We start from the raw sequence: 23,577 nt of genomic DNA, 5'->3' as shown, positions 1-23,577 counted from the left end.
TGAGGGGGCCGACGCGCCGCTTGCGCGGCGCGCCGTCCTCCCCCAATGTCCTGGCTGTCGGGCCTTACGCCACCGGCAGGGCGACGAAGCGCGAGCCGTCGTCGGTCTTCAGGCGGAAGAGGACAGCCTTGCGGCCTTCCTTCTTGACGTCGGCGATCACCTTGGTGATGTCGGCCGGACGCTCGACCTTGCGGCCGGAGGCCTCGACGATGACGTCGCCGGTCTTCAGGCCACGCTCCTCGGCAGGCGAGCCGGGCTGAACGCCCATCACCACCACGCCCTCCTGGCCGGCGCCGCCGACGCTGGCCGCAGGTGCCAGCTGCAGCCCGAGCTTGCCCTGGCCGGCGCCCTGCTCCTCGCTCAGCGCCGCCGTCTTCTCACCCGGCATCGTCGCCAGCGTCAGCGCGATCTTCTGCGTCTTGCCGTCGCGCCACACCGTCAGGTCGAGCTTGGAGCCCGGCGCATGGCCGGCGATCTCCCGCGACAGGGCACGCGCGTCGCTGACCGCCTTGCCATCGAGCGCCACGATCGCATCGCCCGCCTTCAGGCCGGCCTTGGCCGCCGGACCATTGTCCTCGACGCGCGCCACGATCGCCCCTTCCGCCTTGTCGAGCCCAAGGCCCGCCGCGATATCCGCCGTCACCGGCTGGATCTGCACGCCGATATAGCCGCGGCTCACCGCGCCCTTGTCCTTCAGCTGCTGCACCACCGACTGCACCGTCTCCGACGGAATGGCGAAGGCGATGCCCACATTGCCACCCGATGGCGAGGCGATCGCCGTGTTCACGCCCACCACCTGGCCGGACAGGTTGAAGGTCGGGCCGCCGGAATTGCCCTTGTTGATCGGCGCATCGACCTGGATGAAGTCGTCATAGGGGCCGGCTCCGATGTCACGGCCTCGCGCCGAGACGATGCCCGCCGTCACCGTGCCGCCAAGCCCGAAGGGATTGCCGACCGCCACCACCCAGTCGCCGACCCGCGGGGCCACGCCCGCCAGCGGCACATAGGGGAACGGGCCGGCCTCATCGACCTTCAGAAGCGCCAGATCCGTCTTCGGGTCGGTGCCGATGACCTTGGCCGTGAGACTGCGCCCGTCATCCATCTTCACCTGGATCTCCGAGCCCTTCTCGACCACATGGTTGTTGGTGACGACATAGCCGTCCTGGCTGATGAAGAAGCCCGACCCCTGCGCCTCGCCGAAGCGGCGCGGCTGCTGGCGCTGGCCGCCGCGCGGCCCGCCCTCGCCACCGAAGCGGCGGAAGAACTGCTCGAAGGGGTTGCCAGGGCCACCCGGACCCATGCCGGGCATGCCGAACTCGCCGTCATCCGGCTGGCCGCCGAAGCGCTGCATGCCGCCCTCATCGCGGACGTTGTCGATCGCCACCTTCACCTGAACCGACACCACAGCCGGCTTCACCCGGTCGACGAGATCGGCGAAGGAGGCCTGACCGGGCACCGTCACCGCTGGCGCCGGCGCGATCTGCTGCGCATAGGCCGGACCATAAGGCGGGGCAACCAGACCCTGCAGCACGCCCGCCGTGCCCAGGGCCGCCAGTGCCACCGCCCCCAGCAACAAAGACTTGCGCCGGTTCGACCGGGGCGCCGACACGCCAGCCTGGCGATCCGTCCGAGACGCGGCAGGGCTCTGCAAATTCTTGTCCATCATCATCGTCTTTCCAGTCACGCTCACACAAAAGCCCCATCCCCCAAGGCTCCCGTGCGCAGGACGCGGTCATCGCGCCCCCTCTTCGCAACAGACAATGACAAACCGCCCCTTACAGCACCCTCTCAAAACCATGAATTCTTCGTAAGATTCAAAGGGGACGTGAGACAGGCAAACAGCGCAGGCCGCGCCGATGCTCAAGGGCCTTCAATCGCCGCCCAGCGCAGCTTCCAGCCGCGCTTTCTCTTCGTCACTGAGAGGAACAGCACGGGTCTGCCGGCGGCGACGTCTCACGCCAAGCGCGATGGCAATGGCTCCGCAGCCGAGAATGAGAAACGGCGCTCCCCAGAGCAGCACCGTCGTCATTGTCATCGGAGGCTTGAGCAGCACGAACTCACCGTAGCGCGCGACCAAAAAGGCCCGGACCTGATCGTCGCTATCGCCGGCCTTCAAACGCTCGCGGACGAGAATACGCAGATCTCGCGCGAGCGGCGCGTTCGAATCGTCAATTGATTGATTCTGGCAAACAAGACAGCGCAGGCCGGACGAGATCGTGCGAGCCCGAGCCTCCAGCGCCTTGTCGGGGAGGATCTCGTCGAACTCCACGGCTCGCGTCGGCGAGACACTGCTGGCAAAGAACAGGACGGCAATGAAAAGGACAGCCGCGACCGCCCTGCCCCGGGACTGGTCACACGAGCGGCGAAAGGAGAGAGAACCTGCTATCGAGAGCCCAGACATCGCTCACTCCGCAGGCACGGCAGAGACATCCATGCGGCGGCGCGGGATTCCGACGCGGATGCGCCGATCGGTCAGGGACAACGCCCCGCCCACGGCCATGATGATAGACCCCAGCCAGATCAGGGTGACATAAGGCTTCCAATAGGCCCTCAGGCCGATGGCGCCTTCGGCTTCGTTATCGCCAAGACTGACATAGAGTTGGCCGAAGCCGATCGTCATGATCCCCGCTTCGGTCGTCGGCGTGCCACGCGTCGTATACAACCTCTTGGATGCCTCCATGGTGCCGAGGGGCCGGCCATGACGCGAAACCGCGAACCGAGCCACATCCTCGCGGTAGTTGTTGGCAGCACGCGGAAACACACCTTCCAGGCGCAGAGTATAGGGGCCGGTCTGGATGCTCCCGCCCGGCCTGACGAGCGTGATGTCCTCGGTGCTCCAGGCTGAAGCGGCGATGCCGATTACCACGACGCCGACGCCCGCATGAGCCAGGGTCGTGCCCCATGCGGACCGGGGCAGGCCAATGGCACGCCGCCAGACGATGCCGAGCTTCGCGCCCCTTGGCCAACACCGCATGATCGTATCGGACACGGCACCGAAAATGATGAAAAAACCCAGCCCGATGCTGACGATGGCGAGGACTGGTCCACCCTCGGTGATCGCGATCACCACCAGAGCGACGCCAATGGCGAGGGCGAAGGCCCCCATCAGGCGTTGGGCTGCGCCGAGCAGGTCCCCTCGTTTCCACGCCAGCGTCTGGCCGATGGGGATAAGAAAGAGCAGCGGCAGCATGATCGGGAGGAAGGTCGCCTCGAAATAGGGCTCACCGACAGAGATCTTCTCCCCAGTCAGCGACTCGAGCGCGAGTGGATAAAGTGTGCCGATGAGAACGGTCGCGCAGGCTGTCGCCAGGAAGAGGTTATTGAGAACGAGCGCCCCCTCCCGCGATACGGGCGCGAAGATCCCTCCCTGACGCAGGAGCGGTGCGCGCCAGGCAAACAGAGCGAACGCTCCGCCAATGAAAAAGACGAGGATACCGAGTATGAAGGCGCCGCGTGCCGGGTCGGTCGCGAAGGTGTGCACGGAGGTCAGCACGCCGGAGCGGACGAGGAAGGTGCCGAGCAGAGAAAGCGAAAAGCTGACGATCGCGAGCAGGATCGTCCAAACTTTCAACGCATCCCGCTTCTCCATGACCACGGTGGAGTGCAACAACGCCGTTGCTGCGAGCCAAGGCATGAACGAGGCGTTTTCGACCGGGTCCCAAAACCACCAGCCCCCCCAGCCGAGCTCGTAATAGGCCCAGTAAGAGCCCATCGCGATACCGAGCGTGAGGAAGACCCATGCCGTCAGGGTCCAAGGTCGGACAGCCCGGGCCCACAACGCGTCGATACGTCCTTCCACAAGGGCCGCGGCCGCGAAGGAGAAGGATATCGAGATGCCGACATAGCCGATGTAGAGGAGCGGCGGATGGATGGCGAGACCGATGTCCTGAAGAATGGGGTTGAGGTCCTGCCCCTCGAAGGGCGCCGGGTTGATCCGCGCAAAGGGATTGGACGACGCGAGGAGGAAAAGCAGGAATGCGCTGGCGATCAAGGCCTGGAAGCTGAGGGTCAGTGCCCTGAGACGCAGTGGCAGCGAGTGGCGCGCCATGGCGACAAGCGCGGCGAAGAGCGCGAGGATGAAGACCCACAACAGCATGGAGCCTTCATGGTTTCCCCACACACCGGTGATCTTGTAAAGCGTCGGCTTCAAGGTGTGTGAGTTCTCGACCACGTTGAGAACCGAGAAATCCGACGTCACGTAGGCATGCGCGAGCGCCAGAAAGGCGAAGCCCACCGCCCCGAACGTACCAAGGGCCGCCGGAGCGGCAACGTTCATCAGGGGCTCATCATTGGCAAGCGCCCCCCACAGCGGCAGAACAAATTGCACCAGGGACAACGCGAGCGCGAGGGTCAGCGCGAAATGGCCGAGTTCCACTATCATTGAGTTGCCCCGGCCTGGCCTGCCTCGCCCGTATGCTGCCAGAGCCCCTGCTGCTTAAGGGCATCAGCAACCTCACGGGGCATATAGCGCTCGTCATGCTTGGCGAGGACACTGTCGGCCGTGAACCGCCTGTCCGCTCCCAGGACACCCTCCGCCACCACGCCCTGCCCCTCACGGAAGAGATCCGGCAGCAAGCCTGTGTAGTTGACGGTGATGCCATGGTTGGCGTCCTTCACAACGAAAACGACCCGCTGACCGGGCTCTCGGACAATCGAGCCCTCAGCCACGAGCCCGCCGAGCCGCAGCCGCGTACCGGGCTGGATATTCATGCTCACGATGTCGCTCGGTGCCCGAAAGAATACGATCGTATCCCGCATCGCGACCAGCACGAGCGCCAGCGCGATGGCGACGACCGCACCGCCTGCAGCAATCAAGGTAAGGCGACGTTGCTTACGGGTCATTGGCGCTCACGGAAATAACGCTGTGATCTTGAGGCGCGGAGAGCGACCATGCAACCTGTGCCAATACACACTTCCGGGATCCACGCTTGGCGTCATGGCGATTGATCCGCTGCGGGCGATTGCAGAACATCCCCTAGCGGAGCGAGTTTGGCGAGAGCGGCCTCATCCGACTTGAACCGCTCGCGGGCCTTCAAGAGCGCGGCGAGCGCTTCAGCCCTTGCGCCAAGCACGATATGAGACCGGACAAGCCTGACCCAGTCCTCGATATTGCCGCCGTCGGCCTCAAGCCGCGCCGCAAGGCCAGCAACCATCCCTTTGATCGCTTCATCGCGCTCGGCGTCCGGTAAGCGCGCGATTGCCTCCGCGGGCGCGTTGCGTTCCAACTTCGCTATATGTGTCTCGACAGTCGGCACCCATGGGGCGTCAGGACCGGCGTCGCCACGCAAGCCCTTGAAAAGGCTTAGAGCCTCCTCCACACGCCCGTCCTGCTCAGCCGCCAGCGCGATGTAGTAACGCGCTTTGGGGAGCTTGGCATCCAGCTTCAGCGCGGCCCTGAAATTCTCCAGGGCTTCCGCGGTGACGAGCCCGCCGCTGCTCAACACTTGTGCCTCTGCCAAGTCTGCGCGACGGGCGGCATTGTCTCCTTCCAGACGAAGCGAGGCCGTATAGGCGCGCACCGCATCGTCCGGACGGCCCATACGCATGTAAATCGGGGCGAGGATTGTCCAGCCCCGCCCGTCCTCCGGAGCGTTGGCCAGATGCGCCTCTACCCGTCGGACCGCCTGCTGGAGGTCGATCTCCGCCGTATCGAGGAACCGCTCGGAAAACGGCGCAGCAGGCAAATGCGGGGAGCCTCGCAAGCCGTAGAAGGCAAGCGAGACGAGAGGAATCATCGACAGGGCGACAGCCGATGCCGCGCGACGGCGACGCAGGGCGGGTTCACCTTGAGCCGGCGATTTGGCCGGTTCGTCAGAGACCGTTCTCAGAAAACGGCGCCCGACTTCGGCAATCGCCACATCCCTCTCCGCCGGGGACAGAAAGCCCCGCGCTACATCGCGTTCGATTTCGCGGATCTGATCCTTGACGAACGATTTCTCTCCCGTCGACGGACCATCGACGGAAAGCGGCCGCGACAGCGGCCAGAGCACAGCGAGAATAGCCGCACCCATCATCAAGGCGAAGACGAGCCAAAGCACCATGCCCTCTTCTGTACAGCAGGACGCCGGCCGACTTCAGGGCATGATCGGGCGACATTCTGTCGCGGGATTTTTTAATTGCGAAATCAGCCAGTTAATAGATTGCAGAGATGCCTTCGCTGCGATCTTGCGACGGGACCTCAGCTGAAACGGAAGCCTTGCTCGCTAAAGAAGCTCGTAAAGATCGTTCGCGAGATCATCTTATATTCGACGGATCTCATAAATCTGAAAATTGGTGATGCATCCGGGGCGGCGAAGTCAAAATCAAAATCCTCAACAGCAATAATTGTAGGCCGGAATTTTTCCCATTCATTAGACTGAATAACTTCCAGGTCGAGACTTTCGACATCGACATTCATGAAATCGGGAGCTTTTTGGGAGAAGTTCTCTTCCATCACATCAGCAAGCGTAACAACTTGTGTGGGAATGCGACGTTGCACTTGAATGTTCTGGCTCTCGGCGATCTTGTCGGAGAACTCCGGCGAAAGGGTATTGCTGGATCCCCATTCATGGAACACAAAGAAGTCAAGACAACCGCGCTCCTTCCCAACGGCCACGTTCAAGTTAACGTCGTTCGGTCGCCGTTGACGGAATTGCTCAATCATGAAGGGATTAGGATCGATATTCACGCCATTCCAGCCCCTGGCATGGAGCAGACGGGTATTTGAGTATAGATCTGGGTGGAAGCAGCCTATATCGAGATAGCGGCCCGAGGGCTTGTCTCGGAACAAATAGTCGATGACAGCATCTTCGCCCCAGTGGGCGAAAGCCACTTTCCCGCAATCCGGTATCATACGCGCGGCTTGGGTCTGCATGTCTCCAACGCGCTGCCGCGCTTCGTCGCGCTGCTGAAAAAGTCTCCGGACAGGTGGCACCTGCAAGGCGGCCACTTTGATATACTTTTTTAGCATGAAACTATTCATGAAAAGCCCCCATTTTTTTTAGATTAGGAGGCCAGGGAGGCTGCAGCGTCGTACTTAGCTCAATTACTATAGCATTCTCTGCACGACTCGGTCATGGGGCAGGAAGGACCAATACTGCACGCAATCCGCCGAGTGGAGCATCGTCCAATTTAAGAGAGCCATCATAGAGGCCGGCGAGTTCCGCGACGATCGCAAGGCCAAGGCCCGATCCCGGCTTTGACTCGTCCAACCGGCGGCCGCGTCGCAGCACCTCCGATCTCACCTCAGGCATCAGTCCGGGGCCATCATCATCGATCGTCACGACGAGCATCGAGCGCTCGCCGCTGGTCTCCAACTCGGCACGGACCTCGACGCGCGCCTCTGCCCATTTGCAGGCGTTGTCCATGAGATTGCCGACCATCGCCTCGAAGTCCTGCCTCTCGCCGCGGAAGCGAATGCTGGCGGGAACGCTGACTGCGACGGCAATGTCGCGCTGCCGGTAGATGCGCTCCAACGCACGTTGCAGACCCTCGATGACGGGTACGACTTCGGTGATGGATCCAAGAGCGCCGGCGAGTGCCGCAGCACGGGCGCGATCGAGATAATAATTTACCTGATCGCGCATGATGGCGGCCTGCACGCGCACCGTATCTGCGAGGGGACCGCCATTGGCATCGGCCTCGTTCAAGATGACGCTGAGTGGCGTTTTCAGTGCATGCGCCAGATTGCCAACGTGGGTGCGAGCCCGTTCCAGGATCTCGCGATTGGCTTCAATCAGCACATTCAGCTCATCGGCGAGAGGAGCAATGTCCTTCGGAAAGCTTCCTTCTATGCGGGCAGCGTCACCACGCCACACATCCCCGACCGCGCTGCGCAAACGCACCAACGGCCGCAGGCCGAAGCGTACCTGAAGTAATGTGATGATCGCGAGAGCCAAACCAAGCGAAACGAAAGTGACCGCCAAGGTGATGCCGAAACGCCGCGTCTCGGCGTCGATTTCATCTGCGGGTGCGGCAACCGTCACGCGATAACTGCCTTCCTCACCGAGATCGATGACCCGTTCGATGGTGCGCAGCTGCCGTTCGTCCGGACCGGCGATATAAGCCTTGCGGATAGCACCAGGAGTTTCACCCGGTGCTGCTGGCAATTCTGCGAGCTGCCCACCAAACAGAGAGCGGGACGTACGGATTTCCGCGTCGCCTGCCGCGCGCGCAACCTGCCAATACCAGCCCGACAGTGGCAAATCGAAGCGCGGCTCGGCGGTAACGGCGATCTCCTTGCGATCAAACGGCCCCGCAATGGCGAGATCTGAAACGAGATCGGTGAGGTAGACGTTAAGCCGCTCGTCGAAACCACCTTCCGTCGTCTGTCGATACAGCGTCGACAGCACCGATCCTGCGATTGCAAGAATGATGATGCTCAACAAGCCACCGGACCACAGCAGGCGCGTGGCAATGGAACGGGGGGGAAGTCTCGAGAAGAATTTGCGTCGCATCGGGAGATGTGACCGATCAGGGAATGGGGAGGCTTGGAACGGAGCAAAGAAAGGCAGTTTCGAAGGAGCGCTCAGTCGCCTTCCCGGAAATGCGAAGAGACGAGGCGATCTTAAGGGTCATGCAACATCTGGTGGCTGGAGAAGATAGCCAAGCCCACGAACCGTCTGGATGACGTCTACGCCAAGCTTCCGCCGAAGCCGCCCGACAAAAACTTCGATGGTGTTTGAATCGCGATCGAAGTCCTGGTCGTAGAGATGCTCGACGAGTTCACTGCGTGAGATGACGCGCCCGGTGTGGTGCATGAGATAGGAGAGCAATCGATACTCATGAGACGTGAGCTTGATCGCGGTGCCATCGACGACGACGCGGCCCGACCGGGTGTCGAGGCGCACTGGCCCGCACGACAATTCGCTGGTCGCATGACCCGCCGCGCGGCGCAGCAGGGCTCGCAGCCGCGCCAAGACCTCTTCCATATGGAACGGCTTCGCGACGTAATCGTCAGCGCCGGCATCAAAACCCTGAACCTTGTCGCTCCAACGATCGCGCGCCGTCAAAATGATCACGGGCATGGTCCGGCCGGCCGCACGCCAGGCCTGCAGCACAGCGATGCCATCCACGGTGGGCAGGCCCATGTCGAGGACGATCGCATCGTAGGGTTCCGTCTCCCCAAGGAACTGGCCTTCTGCGCCGTCGAAGGCCTTGTCGACGACATATCCGGCCTGGGTCAGCGCATCCGATAGCTGGCGATTGATATCCCTGTCATCCTCAACGATCAAAATACGCACGGCTCTGTCTCTGTCCTATAAGCTCGGTGCATCGGGGCCATTCGCAGTTCGGCAGCATCACAGGCCTGATTTCCCGGGCGGAGGCGCGAGAGGTGTTGTCGCATCAGATGGCTGCTCGTTCACCGGTTTCGCGCTCTTTCTCTGCCCCACATGTTCCCGACGCCGCATGACCTTGCCGCTTACGGCGTCCAATGTCAGACGCACCACCTTCCCATCAGCGCGCAATATGGCAAATTGATAGATTAATGCATTGCTGTCATTCCGACATAGACGCGCTTGGACGGCCTGCCCCCCTCCCGTTGACGCCCGCGCGGCGCGAAGCGCAGCGGCAGGTGAAACCACGAGCTTTTGTGCCACCGCCTCCCGCGTTTCCTGAGCGGAGAGACACTGGACCGCCGCCTGTGAGGAATCAGGGGCACTGACACCGGCGACGGACAGAAGACCCAAGCTGGCAAAGATAGCATGGACCAGGAAACGCCGCGTCCGGGGGAAGGCCCTGCAGGGCGAGGGCGGCGATTTGGCTGCGGATGACAACCTGGCCATGGAACTCCAACATCAGCAGCGGATCATAGAACCGATTGGTCCTCTATACATCTCATGCCTCGCCCCCTGGGTGCAATTGCATCAATCACGTGTTGCGCCGGCGGAGTTGTAACACACTTGACGCGATGAAACTGCCGCCGGCGACCACCTGTAGGAGCGCATCCGAAAAGCCCGCGGTATCGAGGCCGGTCGTATCGAGGCCAGCCAAGGAAAGCATGATCGAAGCCAGACCGACAAGGTTGGCCCAGATCGGCCGGCTTAGCAGGATTGTACGCAAATTGACCATTGATCCGTACTCCTCATTTTTGGAAGCGGGATGGCGCACCCCTAGCGACACCATCGCCAATGCGTTGCCTTGCACGGTTGCGACACGCTTGCGCCAGCCGTTGCCGAACACGGATGCGGTCGGCAACTTTCCGAGAAAAGCGAGCCGCAGTGTGCAGTATCGATTGATCAAGGCGACCGGCTCGGCGGTCGCGGCCGCGCGAAGGGTCGCTGGGCCAATGATCCCATCACGGGTCAGGCCAAGTGCCTCCTGCAGGAGGAGGATGGCGCGCCGCGGCCCGGAGTTCACCGCGCAGTCGAAAACAGCGAAGTCAACGCCGCCCGGCAGGGCGTCGGCCTGAACAGCCGTCCAGTAGTCCTGCCGGTAAATAGCCGTCGCTTCGGTGAGGCCCAGCGCCCGCACCTCCGCCTTCGTGACCTCCCGCCCCCGGAACCGCCCCAGGGTTGCCCGTGTGATCCCGAGATTGGTGGCACCGCCAGGATCCCGTGGATGGTCGACGTAGCCCCCCTCGCTGGCGAGCACATGATCCACCGCTTTTTGGAAGTTGGTTGCCACCATGGTCGGCTCCCCATAAAAATGCTGCCTTTCGGCGGGCATGGATCGGTCGCGCGGAACGCGGAGACAGGATGCCTCCCCGCCCAACACGAGAGTTTGAGATGCTGAAGATCGTCGTGGCGCTCGGCGCCGCCGTGGCTGCCTGGGCCGTTGCCGGCTGCGCGAATGACCCCCAGCGCGAGGCGCTGCGTCGCCAGCAGCGCGCCGAAGGCGTTCCGGAATATGTGCAGGTGCAGACGCGGCAACGCGCAACCGACTCATTCGGCGAACGTCGCTGGTAGAGCGGGCGACGGGGATCTTCCTCATGCCGCGTTAGCGCCAGGCTGCTTTTACAGTGTCAGAGCCTGCAATTCCGCATTGGCGAGCACGGTGTTGAACTCGAGGTCGCTCGCCAATGCGCCCCACCACTCTGTGCCGGGTATCGTACCGCCGCCCCATCGCTCCCTTGTGATCAACGGCATGGCCCCGCTTGCATCCGCGACCGCGGCTGCCCCGTTCAAGGAGCCGCCGAAATCATTCGGCGCGGCACGGATCGCCACCTTGAACAGGGCTCCATCCGCAACATTGCCGAGCGCCAGATTCGCCTGGGCAGTGCCCGCGGCGGTCACGAGGTAGCGCAGCATGCCCGTTGAATCGCGAAGCAGCCTATGGCTGTTGGCCTCGCTGCCATCATCGGCCTGCCATAGGACCTGATCGCCACCCTTTCCTCCGGCGGCGCGAGCTGTCAGCAAACGGCATATCGCGCCGACCCCGGCTCGGGGCCGCTGCAAATGATCGGGGCCACGATCCACCGCGATCGTTTCCGTCGCGATCGGCGAGGAAGGGAAGGCGCCCAGTTCCATCTGCGGCAGGCCTATGCGCAGTGTGAAATCGATCGCCGCCCCGACGGCGTGATTCATGGCGAAGCGCGGCTGGATGTGGGTGATGGCCGTGGTGAAGCTGAAGGTGAAAGCGAAGCGCTTCAGTTCGCTCGTCAGCTCCGGCCCAATCGAGTTGGAGGCGGCGGCCACGCCGGACGGCTGGGGAGGGATATAGAAGCGGAAGCTCGAGATATTGGCCATCGAGCCACCGACGAGCGCCAGATAGGTGCTCATCGTCCAGCTCTGTCCACTTGATGCCGCAATGGCTGAGGGTGGTTCGAAAATCAAAGGGTAGCCGCCTGCGTCCGTCGTGATGCCGTGATAGCGGACATCGATGCAGGTCATTCCCCGATACTGGTAGGGCGCGGAGATCGTGCGGGTAAGACCGCTGGCGCCGCCATTCTGCCAATTGGTTGGCCATGCTCCACCCGCGCCGATCACGCCAGGCGTGACGCCGCGAAAGATGCTGTTGCGAATGGCGTTCGTGCGTGCGCCCTCAAGCAGAATGCCTTCCGCGACGCCACTGTTGAAGCGATAGTCAAATCTTGGGACATCGGGGCCAGCCACCTCCATGTCGCCGCCCTCGCCCCAAGAGGTAGCTGCCGTGGCCCGCGAAAAAGTCGCGCCCAGCGCAGCAACGATTGCAGACCAGGAAGCCGTTGCCAGGCTGTGCCGCAGGAAAAAAACACCATTGGCAAAGTCGATGACGCGGCTTGGACGTCGCGTGACGCCGCTTGCGCGCAACGCCCCAAGCGAGGCCCCGAGTTCTGCCGCCGCGGCGGTGTTTGGTCCGCCTCCGTCCGGCAACGTGAGATTGAGGACCTGGTTCGGCGCCATGCCCGTTATCGTGGCTGCGGGCGCTCCACTCGTGATCGTCCCGATGGCGAGTTGGTTCGGCGGGCCGCTCGGGCCGGGAGGACCCGGCACGACAATCTCGATGATCAACGGCTCATCGCTGTCCGGAATCATGACGAGGGGGGCGTCATCGTCGCAGATGACGTCGTTGTCGCAGGACATGGTGACCTCCATCAGTCATCGCCGATGCCGCCGACGCCGGTGACGGCGCCGCGCAGGAGAGTGAGTTGCTGGCCGCTTGCCTGCCGCCACTCGACTTCGTAGGTCGAGCGACGCCCCTCGGGGATCGCACGCGTCTCGGCAAGAGTGGGCTGCCAAGTCACCTCCCCTGCGAGCGGGACGACCGCCAGGCCGTCGGCATCGTCAGTGGACTTGCGCAGGACGCCAAGGCGCGAGACGACGGTCAATACAACTTCGCCGCCGCTGAAGTCGACCGGCTCAGCCTCGCCATCCCTCACTGTGCTGAAACGAAAGGTGATAGGCCGATTGTTGCCGCGCACCACCGCAAAATCATAGCATACAGGCATCATTGATCGGATCCTCAAAGCGACCATCAGGCGAGTTGAGCGCCGAAGCGCGCGTAGTGGAGGGCGACGCGCAGCTTGCCGCCGGTGAAGGCACCGCCGTTCGCTGTGATCAGCAGAGGCGTCTCGGCGTAGAAGGCGGTAGGGCCGACTACCCCGATATTGTGCGAGCCGAGGCTCACGCTGAGCAGATTGCCGAATTTCGTAGGCTCGCCGGCAATGCCAATTGAAAAGGACGTGGCGCCCGTCACGGCCTCTGTGACGCGTTCGGTCACTGCCAGTACGATCGCGCGGTCGGGAATAGCGATGCCCAAGGTGACGCTAGCGCCGGCCAGCGTGCGCTCTTCCTCCGCGATTGCGAATTCCGTCGTCGCCCCATGAATTGAGCTCGCCACGACGCCGTCATCGCTCACCACCGCGGTCCAGGTAGCGCCTGTCCAGGTCACGCGCGAGTTCTCGTCCCGCACATAGGCCTGCCAGCCGACGCGCGGGGTCAGGAAGGTCCAGGCGCCATCTTGGAACGCCGCGACCTTATGCGCATGGCCGGCCCAGGCGCCCGTCGCCGGCGTCGCGATGATCCAGGCGGCTCCTTCGGACGGAGAGGACGGCGGGCTGGTGAGATGGCGATCCTCCACCGCCAGCTGCACGAGCGTATCGAGCTTCAGCAGCGCTTCATTGTGGGTCACGTGTTTCTGGGCCTGCGCCGCCGCCATGAAGGGCAGCGCAAGATTGGGCGTCTCAGTCATCGAAAGATCCGGAAACTAGAGGATGGGAATGGTGACGCGGGCCGCGAAACCGCGCCCGACCAAGGTGCTGATCTGCGCGAGCGCGAGCGTGAGCGTTGCCTGGGTGCTGCCGAAATCGGCCAGTTCATCGGCTGCCGAGTAGAAGACGGCGGGCGAGCCGCTCGTCAGCCGGCGCCTTATGGTCGCGCCGTCGAGGATATCAACCTCATACGCTTCCGCATCCTCACCGAGTGGGATCTCCGCCGCCTCCCAGGCGTCGCCATCGATGCGACTGCGCCTGATAAAGGCGATCGCGATGCCCCCCGCAATACGGCGAGCGCGGACGTGAACCGGGGAGAAGGGCATAAGCGCCAGCGGACCCACCCTCGCGCTCACCGCGCGGATGATGGCATCGCCGTGGTCGCGTCCGGTCGGCCCAACGCGATAGTGCCAGGTGCGTCCGAGATCAGCCGTGCGATCGGTGAGGTCAAGGATTGCGCGGTTGAGGCGCACGATTGTCGCGCCCGCAGGCACCGGCCGCCCGGCGGCTTCCTCTGAACCGCCAAGACCGCGCAGCAAGCGGCTGAGCCTGTAGACCCCATCGCCAATTAATTCCGCGCGTGCTGCGACCAGAATTTCCCACAGCCCGTCAGCCCCCTTCAGGGCGAAGCTATTGGCACCTGCCAACGCGGACGTGTCGTCGACGCTTGCCAGCGCTCCGCCCCAGAGCCGAACAGTCAGACTGCTCGCCTTATCCCAACGCCACAATGGCCCGGGCGGCAGGAGATCCCACGTTTCGCCGAGGTCAGCTGACAGGGGGGCGACCATGTGCTGCACGAAGCTCGTGCCGTTAGCAGAGCGCCAGACAATCTCGCGTCCCGGCCAGGGGCTGGCCGCGACGGCCATATGCTGCAGCGTTGGGGGGCTCTTCGTCGCGATCGGCAAGTCCATAATGACAACGGCCGGCCTCCCTGGGACGGGTGGCGACGACGCTGTATGACGGGGGATATGGGGCGCAGCCCCGTCATGCAACGTTGGCTCGATGGCGCGCAGGCTGACGCGACGGGAGAGGCCATCCGAAATTCGTTGGATCTGGTAGATCCGACGCCCACTGCCAACGGGCACATCGAGCAGATCGCCAGGCTCGAGCTCCACCATCCGGGGACTCACGCCGAAATCGAGCGTCTCGCGGCCGATCCAGGCGTCCTGCAAGGCGAGATCCGCGAGACGTTGCGCTTCGGCCGGACCGGTAATGACGGCGAGGTCGCTCCCCTGCTCGCGGGCGCTGCCGGCGCTCAGCCGCCGCGAGGCGGCGGCGCTGCGCCTGTACTCGCGGTCGCCATCGGTGAAGCCGATACGGTATTCGCGCGGCAGATCCGTTTCCTGCGCACGGCGTAGAGCCAAGCCGGTGCCCGCATCGTCGGGAACGAGAGCGCCCGGCTCCAACTGGACGAGGGGGCCGCGGCCGGTGCCACGGAAATGCACCGCCTGCCCGCTAGCAACGGCATCGAAGCCATAAGCGTTGGCCAAAGGCTCCAGCATGGCGCGGACGCTCATCGGACGCTCAACGACATAGCCGTCGAGAAAGCCGTCTATTGCAAGCACGGAGGCGGCTGGGAGATCAAAATCACCGAGCACTTGGGCTACGAGCCGGTCGAGCGGGAGGCCCTCCAACCGCCCAGTCAGCCAATGGCCGCTCTGCCAGTTCGTTCCGTCCGACCAGGTGCCCGCCTGGTCGGGAAAGGCGGGGAAGGGCCGCGCGTCCCAGGCCCAGACGAAAACGCCGGCGGGATCGACCATCGGCCCGCCATAGAGCGGCGAGGTCGGATTGACCGCTTCGCCGCCCTCTCCGTAATGACCAATGAGCGCCTCCAGCGCACGATTCTGGATCAGATCATCGCGCACTCGGCGCGAATAGGGCGGATAGGCTGATTCTGATGATTTCGGGTCAGGGAAGACGTTCGGCCCGTTAGGGCCCTTGTCCACGGCCGGTATGCCGATCTCGGTCAGCCAGATCGGCTTCGCGCAAGGCACCCATGCGGTCGCGGTCGTCTCCACCCCGCCGACGCGCTCGACATGCGGGTTCTGCCACCAGCCGGCGAGGTCCTTGGCGCGATATATCCACGGCTTGCCATAGTCGCCATCTGCAATCGGCGTGCGGATCTGTGCATCGCGATCCGCATCACTCGCATAATACCAGTCGAAAGCCTCGCCGGCCGTAATCCGTCGCTTCAGATAGTCCGGATCGTAGATCGAATAGGCCTCTGCCGCGTCATGATGGGTGGTGCCGTCACGCCAGTCGGTGAAGGGGGGATAAAAATCGATTCCGACCGCGTCGATCGCCGAAGAGGCCCATAGCGGGTCGAGCGGGAAGCGCACCTCGCCGCCCTCGCGGACATGGGCACCATATTCGGTCCAGTCGGCCGCATAGAGGATCTTTGTATCCGATCCGACAACGCCGCGAACATCGTTCGCCAGCGTCATCAACTGCTCGACTGCCGGATAGAGGCCGGGGCCGCGTCGCACACGCGTCAACCCCACGAACTCCGAGCCGATGATGAAGCCATCGACGCCGCCCGCGACCGTGGCGAGATGCGCATAATGCAGGATCTGGCGGCGCAGGCTCCATTCGTCCGGACCCGCATAGAGCACGCCCTCCGCTGCGGCCATGAAATGGCCGGGCAAGGCCTCGCCGAAAAGCTGGGCGACCTGCTCGCCCGCCTCGGCGGCGCCGTCCGGCGAGCCCGCCTGCCCCGGCGCGGGATGGCAGGTAATTCGGCCACGCCAAGGAAAGGCCGGCTGGCCCGGCTCATCGGCATAAGGGTTCGGCAGGTCATTGGCCAGTGGCACGTCCATCATCAAGAAGGGGTAGAGGACAACCTTCAGGCCGCGTGCCTTGATCTCGCGGATGAGCCCGATCACCGAGTTGTCCGACGGCGTGCCGCCATAGGCAGGGCGCGCATCGAGCTGGCTCACCTGGCTGGCTGCGGCACGGTCGAGCCCGGCAACCTGCCACTGCAGGTCCTCTGTCGTTTTCAGATGGCTTTCGACGCGCGGCGTAATTGTGCAATGGCCGGCGCGCAGGTCGTCGCCGAACCAGCTCACGACGAGCGCGATCTGCTCCAGATTGGGGCACAGCGCCTGCAGCACGTCGAGGGAAGCGATGACGTCGCTCGGCCGGAACAGCTGGTGGCGGTTCTCCGAGCGCGTGACGCCCGGGCCGAGCACCTGCGAAACCGCCTGCGGCTCGTAGATGAACTCGCTCGCCCCGGGGATGAAATCCACCGCGCGCACCATCTCGGCAAGGCCGGAGACCGGCCGCAGCACCTCGAAGGAGAATTGCGGGATGCGGTTGCCGAAGTCCTCAAGCGGCAAGCGCTCAAACACGACATAGGCAAGGCCGCGATAGCGCGGCGCGTTGTCCCCGCCCTCCTTGGCCACGATCAGGGGGTCGGCCTCCTGATCCTCGTGGCCCTGGTGGACGCGCATGACGAAGCCGCTCTGGTCGAGCTCGCGGCCGTCGGCCCAGACGCGGCGGACAAAGGCGATCGGCCCCTCGCACAGCCCCACGGCGAGATTGGCGAAATAGCTGTAGTTGGTGGTGACGGTCGAGCCGCCACCGCCGAGCTTGCCACCGCCCGCGCTCGCCTCGCTCGTATGGGCGACCTCCTCGAGGCGCGTCGCCCAGATGAGCTGGCCGCCGACGCGGGCGCGGCCATAGACGCGCGGCACGCCAGCACCCTCCGTGGAGGTGAGCCCCTGCACGTCGTTGAGGCGCGGCCCCTCGACATAGCGCGTGCCGCTGCCGGACGCGAGCAGCGCGGTGTCGATGGCGGCACCCGCGAGCCCGCCGATGGCACGGCCGATGATGGCGCCGAATGGCCCCCCGATGGCCCCGCCAAGCGCCGAGCCCGCAACCTGAAGGACGAGTGTTGCCATCAGTCCAGGATCTCCGGAAAAGCAAAGCTTGCGACCTGATGCCGGCGCCACCAGGCGCCGATGGCGACCTCCGCGACGCGCGCGCCGGCATGGGCATGCACCATGCTCGCGTTGCCCGTGGCGATGGCGAGATGGCCCGCCGGCAGATGCGCGCGCCAGCGGAAGAGAAGCACGTCGCCGGGGCGGTGCGGGACGCTGTCGACGAGCCGGAAGTGGCGCAGCATCGCCTCCCCAATCATCTCCCGGCGACCGGCTTCGGCCCAGTCCGGGCCATAGGGCGGCGGAGCCTCGGGCTCGGCGCCGTAGAGCTGGCGCCAGATGCCGCGCACCAGCCCGAGGCAGTCGCAACCGATGCCGCGCAGTGAGGCCTGATGCCGGTACGGCGTGCCGATCCAGCCGCGCGCGGCCTCGGCGACCTGCTCCCGAGTGGGTGACGTGCTCATCGGAAGAAGCTGCCGCCGTCGTGGCCAGCCTCGCCCGGCAGCGGATAGCGCACCACGAAGTCGTTGCCGGGCATGTGCGGAAAGCCGCGAAAATTGGCCGCATTGGCGAATTTGGTGCGGCAGGTGGCGAAGCGCTTGTCGCAGCCGGCCGTGATGCGCAGCCGGTCGCCGACGGCGATGGCGCGCGGCACGGGCTGCCAGAGCAGCACTTCGCCGCGCCCGGTCGCCGCGCGATGCGCCTTCACATCCACGCGCATCCCGGCATTGGCGCCGTCGAGCCAGCGAACCTGTCCCGCCGTGAACCAGTCATCCGCATAGCCGCCGAGATCCGTCGCGCCGAAGCCGAGGCGGCCGTCGGTCGACGTCACCGCAACCTCGGCGGCGAAGGCCGGATCGGCAAGGTCGATCCCGCAATGGCGGTCGCCGAGATCGGCCGAGCAGGTGGTGCGATAGACGCGTCCCCTCTCCTCCCCGTAGCGATGCATGAGCCCGCGCACTTCCGCCGCGAAGGCGTGTTCCGTGCGCCGCACCTCGCCGGTCGAGCCGACCTCCAGCAGCAGGCGCTCGCTCACGTCAGCCCAGTTCACGAGCCAAAGCTCGATATTGGCATCGTCGTAGAGGCCGGAGGCCAGATCATCCTCGGTGAGGCTCGCGGCGGTCAGAACCCCCGAGACATCGCCGCCGCCGACCGCAAAGCCCCGCTCGGCCGTGATTTCAGCCGCCTCCAGGCCTGTCCCGGCCCGGAAGACGACATCGGCGAAGGTGAGATCGCGATCATGGTCGGTGAAGCCCATGGCGACGCCGTCGCGGCGCGTCAGCTTCCAGCAATGGCACAAGGTCGTCACCCCGCCGGCGAGATGGCCGGCGAGCCCGGGATCGATCAGGCGCATGGTGGGTTTCCTGCCTTGTCAGTCGATGAGTTCGACGAGGGGGATCTTCGGGATGCTGCCGGCCGTGAAGGCGGCGAGGTCCACCTCCAGCCGGTCGATGTCGAAGCGCACCGGCACGTCGAAGACGAAGCCCGCCGTCACGACCTGCCCGGTCGCCGGCGGCGCGGCAAAGGTCACGAGGCCCGTCGCGGCGTCACAGGTGAAGGTCGCGGCGGACTGCTCGATACTGTCGATCGCCACGCGCACCGAGCCGGCAACGGGCCTGGCGACGCGGCGCGCGTAGGGGTCGTGGACGGAGCCATAGGTCTTGACGAGCGGGAAGGCGACGCGCTCGCCGTCGCCCTGCCCGATCACCTGGTCGGTCGGCTGGGGAACCCCGGAGGGCATGCAGGATTTGCCGTCGAGCCGGTCGTGCCAGCGAAAGCCGAAGAGGCGGCCACGGCGCTCCTCGAAGAAGGCGAGCACCGCCGCCAGCGCGTCGAGCGACTTCACGCCGTAGCCCGCGTCATAACGGCGGCGGGAATGGGCCCAGCGCGCATTGCGATGCTCGTGGCCCGAGCCGAGGATGACGACGTCGGTGCGCCATTCCGGCCCCCCGCTCGCCGCCAGCGCGACATCGAGCGGAAAGCGGACATCGTGGAAATCAGCGGGCATGGCGGCTCCTCACAGGGCGCGCTGGCCACGCGCCACGGCGCGGGCAAGGGCGGCCGAGACCTGTGCCTCCGACCGGCGGAAGCTCTCGGCATCGCTGGTGGCGATATTCACCACGATGGATGTTGCGGCCCCGCCCCCGGAAGCCGCGACGCCGAGCCGGCCGTCCGCGCCTCTCGCAAGCGGCAGGATCGCCTCCGGGCCGCTCTCGCCCATGAGCCCGACACCGCGCTGCATGGGGAAATAGGTCGGCGTCGCCACCACCCCGCCGGCGGCGAAGGGCTTCACGCGCCCTTGCGAGAATGCATTGCCCGTGGCATTGAGGGACAGGCCGCCGAGCAGGGAGCCACCCGCCGACGTCACGAGGCTTTCGAGCCCCGAGGTCAAGGCCTGCCCGAGCGGCCTCAGCGCCGCCTTCAGGCCGATCTCCGTGAGACGAGAGCCGACATTGCGGAGCACGTCGTCGAATTGCCGGCTGCCCGTCGCCGCCTTGGCGAAGGAATCGCTGATGGAGCGGCCGAACTGACGCGACAGGCTATCGAGATCCTTCAGCGCATCGTGCGCATTGGCCAGCGACACAAGGTCGTCGTCCGGCAGATGGCCGTCAGCCATGATCATTGCTCCTCTTGGTACTGAGACCTGGTCTGATCCGGAAAAGCCGCCATCAGTTGTGCGAGCCGCGCTCGATCCAGTGGCATGGACCGCAGATTTCGCCCGGTCAGGCCCTTGACGGCGGCGGCAAATTCACGCGGCGTCATCCCCCAGAAGTCAGCGGGCACCAGCCGCAGGACGCCGAGGCCGAAGGCCATCGCCGCATCCCACGGCAGCGGGACGGGCGACGGCCCGGCTTCGGGGCGTCCTGCGGCGATCAAGGGTTTGCGGCGGTCTCGGGGATTTCGGGGGCGCCCATGCCGAAGGCCGCCGCGAGCAGATCCGCAACCGCCTGCGCATAGGCATCGAGATGGCCGGCGACAGGCAATCCGGCCACCTCCGCGTCCGAGAGCGTCGTGCCGGCGCCGCGAAGGCCGGCCCCGAGAATACGGATGATGTCGCGGGCGGACAACCGCCCCTCGCTGAGCCGCTGGCCGAGCGTCGCAAGGTCGTCTGCCCCAAAGGCGGTCTCGAGCTCCGCGAGCGCCCCGAGAGTCAGGCAGAGCACATGGCGCTCGCCGCCGAACTCGGCCTCGACCTCGCCGCGGTGGCGGTTGGCGCGTCGCGCGGTCATCGCCGGGCTCATAGCGCAGTGAAGGTCAAGGCGCCGGCCGATTCCAGCGCGAGCTCGAAGGTGACTTCCGCCGCATGGTCGCCGGAATATTCCAGCGAGAGGATCTGGAACGGCCCTTCGAGGGTGCCGAAATCCGGGATGACGACCTGCCAGCTCACGATGACAGCATCGAAAAAGATCTGCCGCACGCGCTGATCCGACGCCTCGTCCTTGAACACGCCGGCACCGGCGATGCTGGCGCGGCGCACGCCCGCCCCTGCCAGCAGTTCCCGCCAGCGCCCCGCCGATTGCTGGTGGGTGATGTCGACGGTCTCCGCGTTGAAGGCCAGCCGGTTGCTGCGCAGGCCCGCCACGGTGACGAAGCCGGCGGGATCCCCCGCCACCTTCAGCAGGAGGTCCTTGCCTTTCTGGGCGCTCATGTCCAATCGTCCTCTTGGCTGAATCTTGGCCGAAATCTTGGCTGAATATCGGGAAACTTCTTGAGGTCAGGGCGTCGCGAGACATTCTGTGACGGCGCGCAGCCGCACCGTGACCCGGGCGAGGTCGGCGCGCTCGTCGCGCCGCACCTCCGTCGCCGTGACGCGAAGATTGACGAGGCGATGCCCCGCGAGCGGCAGCGATGCGTCATGCAGCAGCCGCTCGATGCGCGCCGCGGCGGCGAGTGCCGGCCGCGCTCCGCCCGGCCTGGACCAGACCGTCAGGCTGATGTCCTGCTCGTGCCCCCGGTCCGTCATAGTCGACCAGTCGCGGCAACGGGCCTCCCCGAAGACCACGAACACGCCTGACGCCGCACGCGGCACCGCGTCATGAATGCGTGCTCCGCCGAGAATGACGGTGAGATCCACATCCGCCGCGAGACGGCCAAGGATGGCGCGGCGGAGCGCCAGCACCGGGCTTTCCAGTTCCGCCGACGATGGATCACTCATCGTGTCGCTCATGGTGTCACCTCCTCGACGGTGCAGACAAGCCGGCGCCGGCGGCCATCGGGATCCGCCGCGCTCAGAACGGCGAACAGGCGCCTGCCGTCGCGGAACCGGTGATTGCCGGTGATGTCGCCGCGCCAGCGCAGCGTGACGCGATAGGCCATGGCGAGTTCGCGCCGGTCGCTGCGGTCGCGCTCGCTGGAGGTACCCTGCGTCCGCTCCATCGCCGCCCACAGCCGGGCGACCCTGCACCAGCGCCGTGTGACGCCGCCGACGTCGTCGAGGGTGTCGACCGCCCGCTCCAGAATGAGCGGGCGGCGCATCATGCCGATCTCCATGTCAGAGCCTCACCGGGCGATAGGGCGCGAGCAAAGCCGCGACTTCATCGGGAAGCGTGGCCGCGGCGGCGGTATCGCCCCGGCGCTCGTACCAGCCGGCAACGAGCTGACGCAGGGCCTGCCGCATTGGCATCGGCACACGCTCGGGATCTGTGCCGTAGCCCACCACGAGATCGAGCTCGATACCGGCTGTGGACACCCCCGGCTCCGGTACATCCGGGCCGAGTGCGATGCGGCCGACACCCGAGAGCGCGCCTACCACGAAATAGCCGGGGGGCACGGCCTGCAAACCGCCAGTTGCGTCGGCGATCCGCGCGGCCGCCAGCCCGAGCAGCGGGCCGATCGGCACGCGTAGGATGCGCGCCAGCGGCCAGGCGTCGAGCACCAACCGCCAGGTCTGGCGCATCATCTGGCGTCCGGTCGTGGTTTCGATCGCACCCCGCGCTGCGGTGATCAGCGAGGCGATCAAATCGTCGTCGCTGTCATCGCAGACGCGCAGATAGGTCTTCATGTCGATCAGTGAGACAGGCTCCCGCTCCGGCCCCTCGATCAATGTCGCGGTCATTCGCAGCTCCTGGACAAATCTCGCGCAGCTCTTTTGGCGAGACGCGTTGCCGATCGGCACTTCCCTTCCGGCGCCTCCGCGCTTAAGCGTTGGCGCGCCGAAAGGGAGCAACCGCATGTTTGAGACGAGCGCCATGCATGAGCTGAGTGCGAAGACCCGCACCATCGCGCGACATGCTCTGGCGCTCAGCCTCCTGGTGTCCGCTCTCCTCGCCGGCGCGCCCTCGGCAAAGGCGGTGGTCGGCGCCACCGGCGATGGGGGATCGCTCGCCGCGGCGAGCGTCATGGTCCTCGGATCCCGCGGCAGCGTCTGCTCGGCGGTCGTCGTTGCACCTGACGCTGTTCTGACCGCCGCTCATTGTGTAACCGGCGCCGATGCCTTCCGCGTGCATTTCCGCGAGCGGGGCGAGCCGGTCCTCATCGAACCGCGCTCCATAGCCGTTCATCCGGGCTACGTCCCAAACGCCATCCGCACGCGTCAAAGATCGATAGATCTGGCGCTGGTGCGCCTGCCATCGCCCTTGCCGGTGCAGTTTTCGACCGCCAGTCTCGTGGCCGCCCAGCGATCCCCTGCGCCTGGTACGTCCCTGATGCTCGGGGGTTGGGGCGTGGCTCGCGAGGGCGACGGCGCCTCGAGCGGCACCTTCCGCACGGCACCGCTCGCCGTCGTAGAACCTTACGGACCGAGCAGCATTCTGATCTGGGCAGCCGACAGACAAGGGCTAGGCAAGTCCGCGGGCGCCGGCGTCTGCCGGGGCGATTCCGGCGGGCCTATCGCGCTTAAGTCAGGCGCCATCATTGCCATCAGCACCTGGTCGAAGGGGCCGGGCAAGCGTGACTGCGGCCTCCTCAGCCAGGGCGTGCTCGTCGGTCCGCAGCGCGCCTTCATCGACAGGACGCTGGGGGGCTGGGGCCGGCGCGCGAGCTGGGTTGGGGATTGAACCACCCTGGAGCAAGTCCGTCTGTCGCGGACTTGCTCTATATTTTGTTTTTACGCATTTTCTTCACGCGCACCGGTTCCCACTTCGCTCGAAG

Annotated in this window: 25 protein-coding genes; 2 read left to right on the top strand and 23 right to left on the bottom strand. The window is 65.3% G+C overall.

Going from position 1 to position 23,577, the window contains the following annotated elements:
• Positions 1-64 precede the first annotated feature (64 nt).
• From KIO76_RS14590 to KIO76_RS14550, 9 genes are all read right to left on the bottom strand, one after another.
• The gene (locus KIO76_RS14590; protein ID WP_213325273.1) at positions 65-1,666 is read right to left on the bottom strand and encodes a Do family serine endopeptidase; all 1,602 of its coding nucleotides are present in this window, start codon (positions 1,664-1,666) and stop codon (positions 65-67) included.
• Positions 1,667-1,870: 204 nt separating this feature from the next.
• Positions 1,871-2,401, bottom strand: a complete 531-nt coding sequence (locus KIO76_RS14585) for a cytochrome c-type biogenesis protein (RefSeq protein WP_213323942.1) — start codon at positions 2,399-2,401, stop codon at positions 1,871-1,873.
• A gap of 3 nt (positions 2,402-2,404) precedes the next feature.
• Entirely contained in the window at positions 2,405-4,381 is a 1,977-nt protein-coding gene (locus tag KIO76_RS14580; RefSeq protein WP_213323941.1) for a heme lyase CcmF/NrfE family subunit, read from the bottom strand.
• The gene (gene ccmE / locus KIO76_RS14575) at positions 4,378-4,842 is read right to left on the bottom strand and encodes a cytochrome c maturation protein CcmE (RefSeq protein ID WP_213323940.1); all 465 of its coding nucleotides are present in this window, start codon (positions 4,840-4,842) and stop codon (positions 4,378-4,380) included. The genes KIO76_RS14580 and ccmE overlap by 4 nt, the downstream gene beginning before the upstream one ends.
• Before the next feature lie 92 nt (positions 4,843-4,934).
• Positions 4,935-6,041, bottom strand: a complete 1,107-nt coding sequence (gene ccmI, locus KIO76_RS14570; protein WP_213323939.1) for a c-type cytochrome biogenesis protein CcmI — start codon at positions 6,039-6,041, stop codon at positions 4,935-4,937.
• 137 nt (positions 6,042-6,178) lie between these two features.
• A complete protein-coding gene (locus tag KIO76_RS14565) occupies positions 6,179-6,961 on the bottom strand; it encodes an FkbM family methyltransferase (protein ID WP_213323938.1) in 783 nt (260 codons plus the stop codon).
• Positions 6,962-7,052: 91 nt separating this feature from the next.
• Positions 7,053-8,363: a sensor histidine kinase gene (locus KIO76_RS14560; RefSeq protein WP_249729607.1), complete on the bottom strand. Its 1,311-nt coding sequence runs from the start codon at positions 8,361-8,363 to the stop codon at positions 7,053-7,055.
• Positions 8,364-8,552: 189 nt separating this feature from the next.
• The gene (locus KIO76_RS14555) at positions 8,553-9,221 is read right to left on the bottom strand and encodes a response regulator transcription factor (RefSeq protein ID WP_213323936.1); all 669 of its coding nucleotides are present in this window, start codon (positions 9,219-9,221) and stop codon (positions 8,553-8,555) included.
• A 628-nt stretch (positions 9,222-9,849) separates the two neighbouring features.
• Positions 9,850-10,608 (bottom strand): glycoside hydrolase family 108 protein, encoded by a 759-nt coding sequence (locus tag KIO76_RS14550; RefSeq protein WP_213323935.1) that lies wholly within the window; start codon positions 10,606-10,608, stop codon positions 9,850-9,852.
• Between the two features lie 98 nt (positions 10,609-10,706).
• Between KIO76_RS14550 and KIO76_RS14545 the strand changes: the two genes are divergently transcribed.
• Entirely contained in the window at positions 10,707-10,886 is a 180-nt protein-coding gene (locus tag KIO76_RS14545; RefSeq protein ID WP_110376039.1) for a hypothetical protein, read from the top strand.
• A 48-nt stretch (positions 10,887-10,934) separates the two neighbouring features.
• Here the strand turns inward: KIO76_RS14545 and KIO76_RS14540 are convergent, their stop codons facing one another.
• From KIO76_RS14540 to KIO76_RS14475, 14 genes are all read right to left on the bottom strand, one after another.
• Positions 10,935-12,482: a phage head spike fiber domain-containing protein gene (locus tag KIO76_RS14540; protein WP_213323934.1), complete on the bottom strand. Its 1,548-nt coding sequence runs from the start codon at positions 12,480-12,482 to the stop codon at positions 10,935-10,937.
• 11 nt (positions 12,483-12,493) lie between these two features.
• The gene (locus tag KIO76_RS14535; protein WP_213323933.1) at positions 12,494-12,850 is read right to left on the bottom strand and encodes a hypothetical protein; all 357 of its coding nucleotides are present in this window, start codon (positions 12,848-12,850) and stop codon (positions 12,494-12,496) included.
• Between the two features lie 23 nt (positions 12,851-12,873).
• On the bottom strand, positions 12,874-13,590 hold the full coding sequence (locus KIO76_RS14530; RefSeq protein WP_213323932.1) for a DUF2793 domain-containing protein: 717 nt from the start codon (positions 13,588-13,590) through the stop codon (positions 12,874-12,876).
• A 15-nt stretch (positions 13,591-13,605) separates the two neighbouring features.
• Positions 13,606-17,508 (bottom strand): baseplate multidomain protein megatron, encoded by a 3,903-nt coding sequence (locus tag KIO76_RS14525; RefSeq protein WP_213323931.1) that lies wholly within the window; start codon positions 17,506-17,508, stop codon positions 13,606-13,608.
• Positions 17,508-17,951 carry an NlpC/P60 family protein gene (locus KIO76_RS14520; protein ID WP_213323930.1) on the bottom strand — a complete coding sequence of 148 codons (444 nt, stop codon included), beginning with the start codon at positions 17,949-17,951 and terminating at the stop codon, positions 17,508-17,510. Before KIO76_RS14520 ends, KIO76_RS14525 begins: the two co-directional genes overlap by 1 nt.
• Positions 17,948-18,841 carry a phage/gene transfer agent baseplate hub protein gene (locus tag KIO76_RS14515; protein ID WP_213323929.1) on the bottom strand — a complete coding sequence of 298 codons (894 nt, stop codon included), beginning with the start codon at positions 18,839-18,841 and terminating at the stop codon, positions 17,948-17,950. Before KIO76_RS14515 ends, KIO76_RS14520 begins: the two co-directional genes overlap by 4 nt.
• A gap of 18 nt (positions 18,842-18,859) precedes the next feature.
• Positions 18,860-19,495, bottom strand: coding sequence for a DUF2460 domain-containing protein (locus tag KIO76_RS14510; RefSeq protein WP_213323928.1), 636 nt, complete (start codon positions 19,493-19,495; stop codon positions 18,860-18,862).
• 9 nt (positions 19,496-19,504) lie between these two features.
• Positions 19,505-20,104, bottom strand: coding sequence for a phage tail tape measure protein (locus KIO76_RS14505; protein ID WP_213323927.1), 600 nt, complete (start codon positions 20,102-20,104; stop codon positions 19,505-19,507).
• A gap of 2 nt (positions 20,105-20,106) precedes the next feature.
• Complete coding sequence (locus KIO76_RS14500; protein ID WP_283771438.1) at positions 20,107-20,364, bottom strand: rcc01693 family protein; 258 nt, start codon at positions 20,362-20,364, stop codon at positions 20,107-20,109.
• On the bottom strand, positions 20,361-20,717 hold the full coding sequence (locus tag KIO76_RS14495) for a gene transfer agent family protein (RefSeq protein WP_249729606.1): 357 nt from the start codon (positions 20,715-20,717) through the stop codon (positions 20,361-20,363). The genes KIO76_RS14500 and KIO76_RS14495 overlap by 4 nt, the downstream gene beginning before the upstream one ends.
• Positions 20,718-20,725: 8 nt before the next feature.
• Positions 20,726-21,136, bottom strand: a complete 411-nt coding sequence (locus KIO76_RS14490; RefSeq protein ID WP_213323924.1) for a phage major tail protein, TP901-1 family — start codon at positions 21,134-21,136, stop codon at positions 20,726-20,728.
• A gap of 66 nt (positions 21,137-21,202) precedes the next feature.
• Positions 21,203-21,655, bottom strand: coding sequence for a DUF3168 domain-containing protein (locus KIO76_RS14485; protein WP_249729605.1), 453 nt, complete (start codon positions 21,653-21,655; stop codon positions 21,203-21,205).
• A complete protein-coding gene (locus KIO76_RS14480) occupies positions 21,652-21,978 on the bottom strand; it encodes a head-tail adaptor protein (RefSeq protein WP_213323923.1) in 327 nt (108 codons plus the stop codon). Before KIO76_RS14480 ends, KIO76_RS14485 begins: the two co-directional genes overlap by 4 nt.
• 1 nt (position 21,979) lies before the next feature.
• Positions 21,980-22,543 (bottom strand): head-tail connector protein, encoded by a 564-nt coding sequence (locus KIO76_RS14475; protein WP_213323922.1) that lies wholly within the window; start codon positions 22,541-22,543, stop codon positions 21,980-21,982.
• Between the two features lie 115 nt (positions 22,544-22,658).
• Between KIO76_RS14475 and KIO76_RS14470 the strand changes: the two genes are divergently transcribed.
• Complete coding sequence (locus tag KIO76_RS14470; RefSeq protein ID WP_249729604.1) at positions 22,659-23,483, top strand: S1 family peptidase; 825 nt, start codon at positions 22,659-22,661, stop codon at positions 23,481-23,483.
• Positions 23,484-23,577: the final 94 nt, after the last annotated feature.

It is taken from the genome of Chelatococcus sp. YT9 (assembly GCF_018398315.1).
GTDB lineage: Bacteria > Pseudomonadota > Alphaproteobacteria > Rhizobiales > Beijerinckiaceae > Chelatococcus.
Note: the sequence above shows the minus strand (reverse complement) of the source record. Positions and strands in the feature narration are given on the sequence as shown.

Excerpts from the sequence above, each read along its gene's own strand:
- KIO76_RS14590 (WP_213325273.1), bottom strand. The coding sequence starts at position 1,666 with ATGATGGACAAGAATTTGCAGAGCCCTGCCGCGTCTCGGACGGATCGC.
- KIO76_RS14585 (WP_213323942.1), bottom strand. The coding sequence starts at position 2,401 with ATGTCTGGGCTCTCGATAGCAGGTTCTCTCTCCTTTCGCCGCTCGTGT.
- KIO76_RS14580 (WP_213323941.1), bottom strand. The coding sequence starts at position 4,381 with ATGATAGTGGAACTCGGCCATTTCGCGCTGACCCTCGCGCTCGCGTTG.
- ccmE (WP_213323940.1), bottom strand. The coding sequence starts at position 4,842 with ATGACCCGTAAGCAACGTCGCCTTACCTTGATTGCTGCAGGCGGTGCG.
- ccmI (WP_213323939.1), bottom strand. The coding sequence starts at position 6,041 with ATGGTGCTTTGGCTCGTCTTCGCCTTGATGATGGGTGCGGCTATTCTC.
- KIO76_RS14565 (WP_213323938.1), bottom strand. The coding sequence starts at position 6,961 with ATGAATAGTTTCATGCTAAAAAAGTATATCAAAGTGGCCGCCTTGCAG.
- KIO76_RS14550 (WP_213323935.1), bottom strand. The coding sequence starts at position 10,608 with ATGGTGGCAACCAACTTCCAAAAAGCGGTGGATCATGTGCTCGCCAGC.
- KIO76_RS14545 (WP_110376039.1), top strand. The coding sequence starts at position 10,707 with ATGCTGAAGATCGTCGTGGCGCTCGGCGCCGCCGTGGCTGCCTGGGCC.
- KIO76_RS14540 (WP_213323934.1), bottom strand. The coding sequence starts at position 12,482 with ATGTCCTGCGACAACGACGTCATCTGCGACGATGACGCCCCCCTCGTC.
- KIO76_RS14535 (WP_213323933.1), bottom strand. The coding sequence starts at position 12,850 with ATGATGCCTGTATGCTATGATTTTGCGGTGGTGCGCGGCAACAATCGG.
- KIO76_RS14530 (WP_213323932.1), bottom strand. The coding sequence starts at position 13,590 with ATGACTGAGACGCCCAATCTTGCGCTGCCCTTCATGGCGGCGGCGCAG.
- KIO76_RS14525 (WP_213323931.1), bottom strand. The coding sequence starts at position 17,508 with ATGGCAACACTCGTCCTTCAGGTTGCGGGCTCGGCGCTTGGCGGGGCC.
- KIO76_RS14520 (WP_213323930.1), bottom strand. The coding sequence starts at position 17,951 with ATGAGCACGTCACCCACTCGGGAGCAGGTCGCCGAGGCCGCGCGCGGC.
- KIO76_RS14515 (WP_213323929.1), bottom strand. The coding sequence starts at position 18,841 with ATGCGCCTGATCGATCCCGGGCTCGCCGGCCATCTCGCCGGCGGGGTG.
- KIO76_RS14510 (WP_213323928.1), bottom strand. The coding sequence starts at position 19,495 with ATGCCCGCTGATTTCCACGATGTCCGCTTTCCGCTCGATGTCGCGCTG.
- KIO76_RS14505 (WP_213323927.1), bottom strand. The coding sequence starts at position 20,104 with ATGGCTGACGGCCATCTGCCGGACGACGACCTTGTGTCGCTGGCCAAT.
- KIO76_RS14495 (WP_249729606.1), bottom strand. The coding sequence starts at position 20,717 with ATGACCGCGCGACGCGCCAACCGCCACCGCGGCGAGGTCGAGGCCGAG.
- KIO76_RS14490 (WP_213323924.1), bottom strand. The coding sequence starts at position 21,136 with ATGAGCGCCCAGAAAGGCAAGGACCTCCTGCTGAAGGTGGCGGGGGAT.
- KIO76_RS14485 (WP_249729605.1), bottom strand. The coding sequence starts at position 21,655 with ATGAGCGACACGATGAGTGATCCATCGTCGGCGGAACTGGAAAGCCCG.
- KIO76_RS14480 (WP_213323923.1), bottom strand. The coding sequence starts at position 21,978 with ATGGAGATCGGCATGATGCGCCGCCCGCTCATTCTGGAGCGGGCGGTC.
- KIO76_RS14475 (WP_213323922.1), bottom strand. The coding sequence starts at position 22,543 with ATGACCGCGACATTGATCGAGGGGCCGGAGCGGGAGCCTGTCTCACTG.
- KIO76_RS14470 (WP_249729604.1), top strand. The coding sequence starts at position 22,659 with ATGTTTGAGACGAGCGCCATGCATGAGCTGAGTGCGAAGACCCGCACC.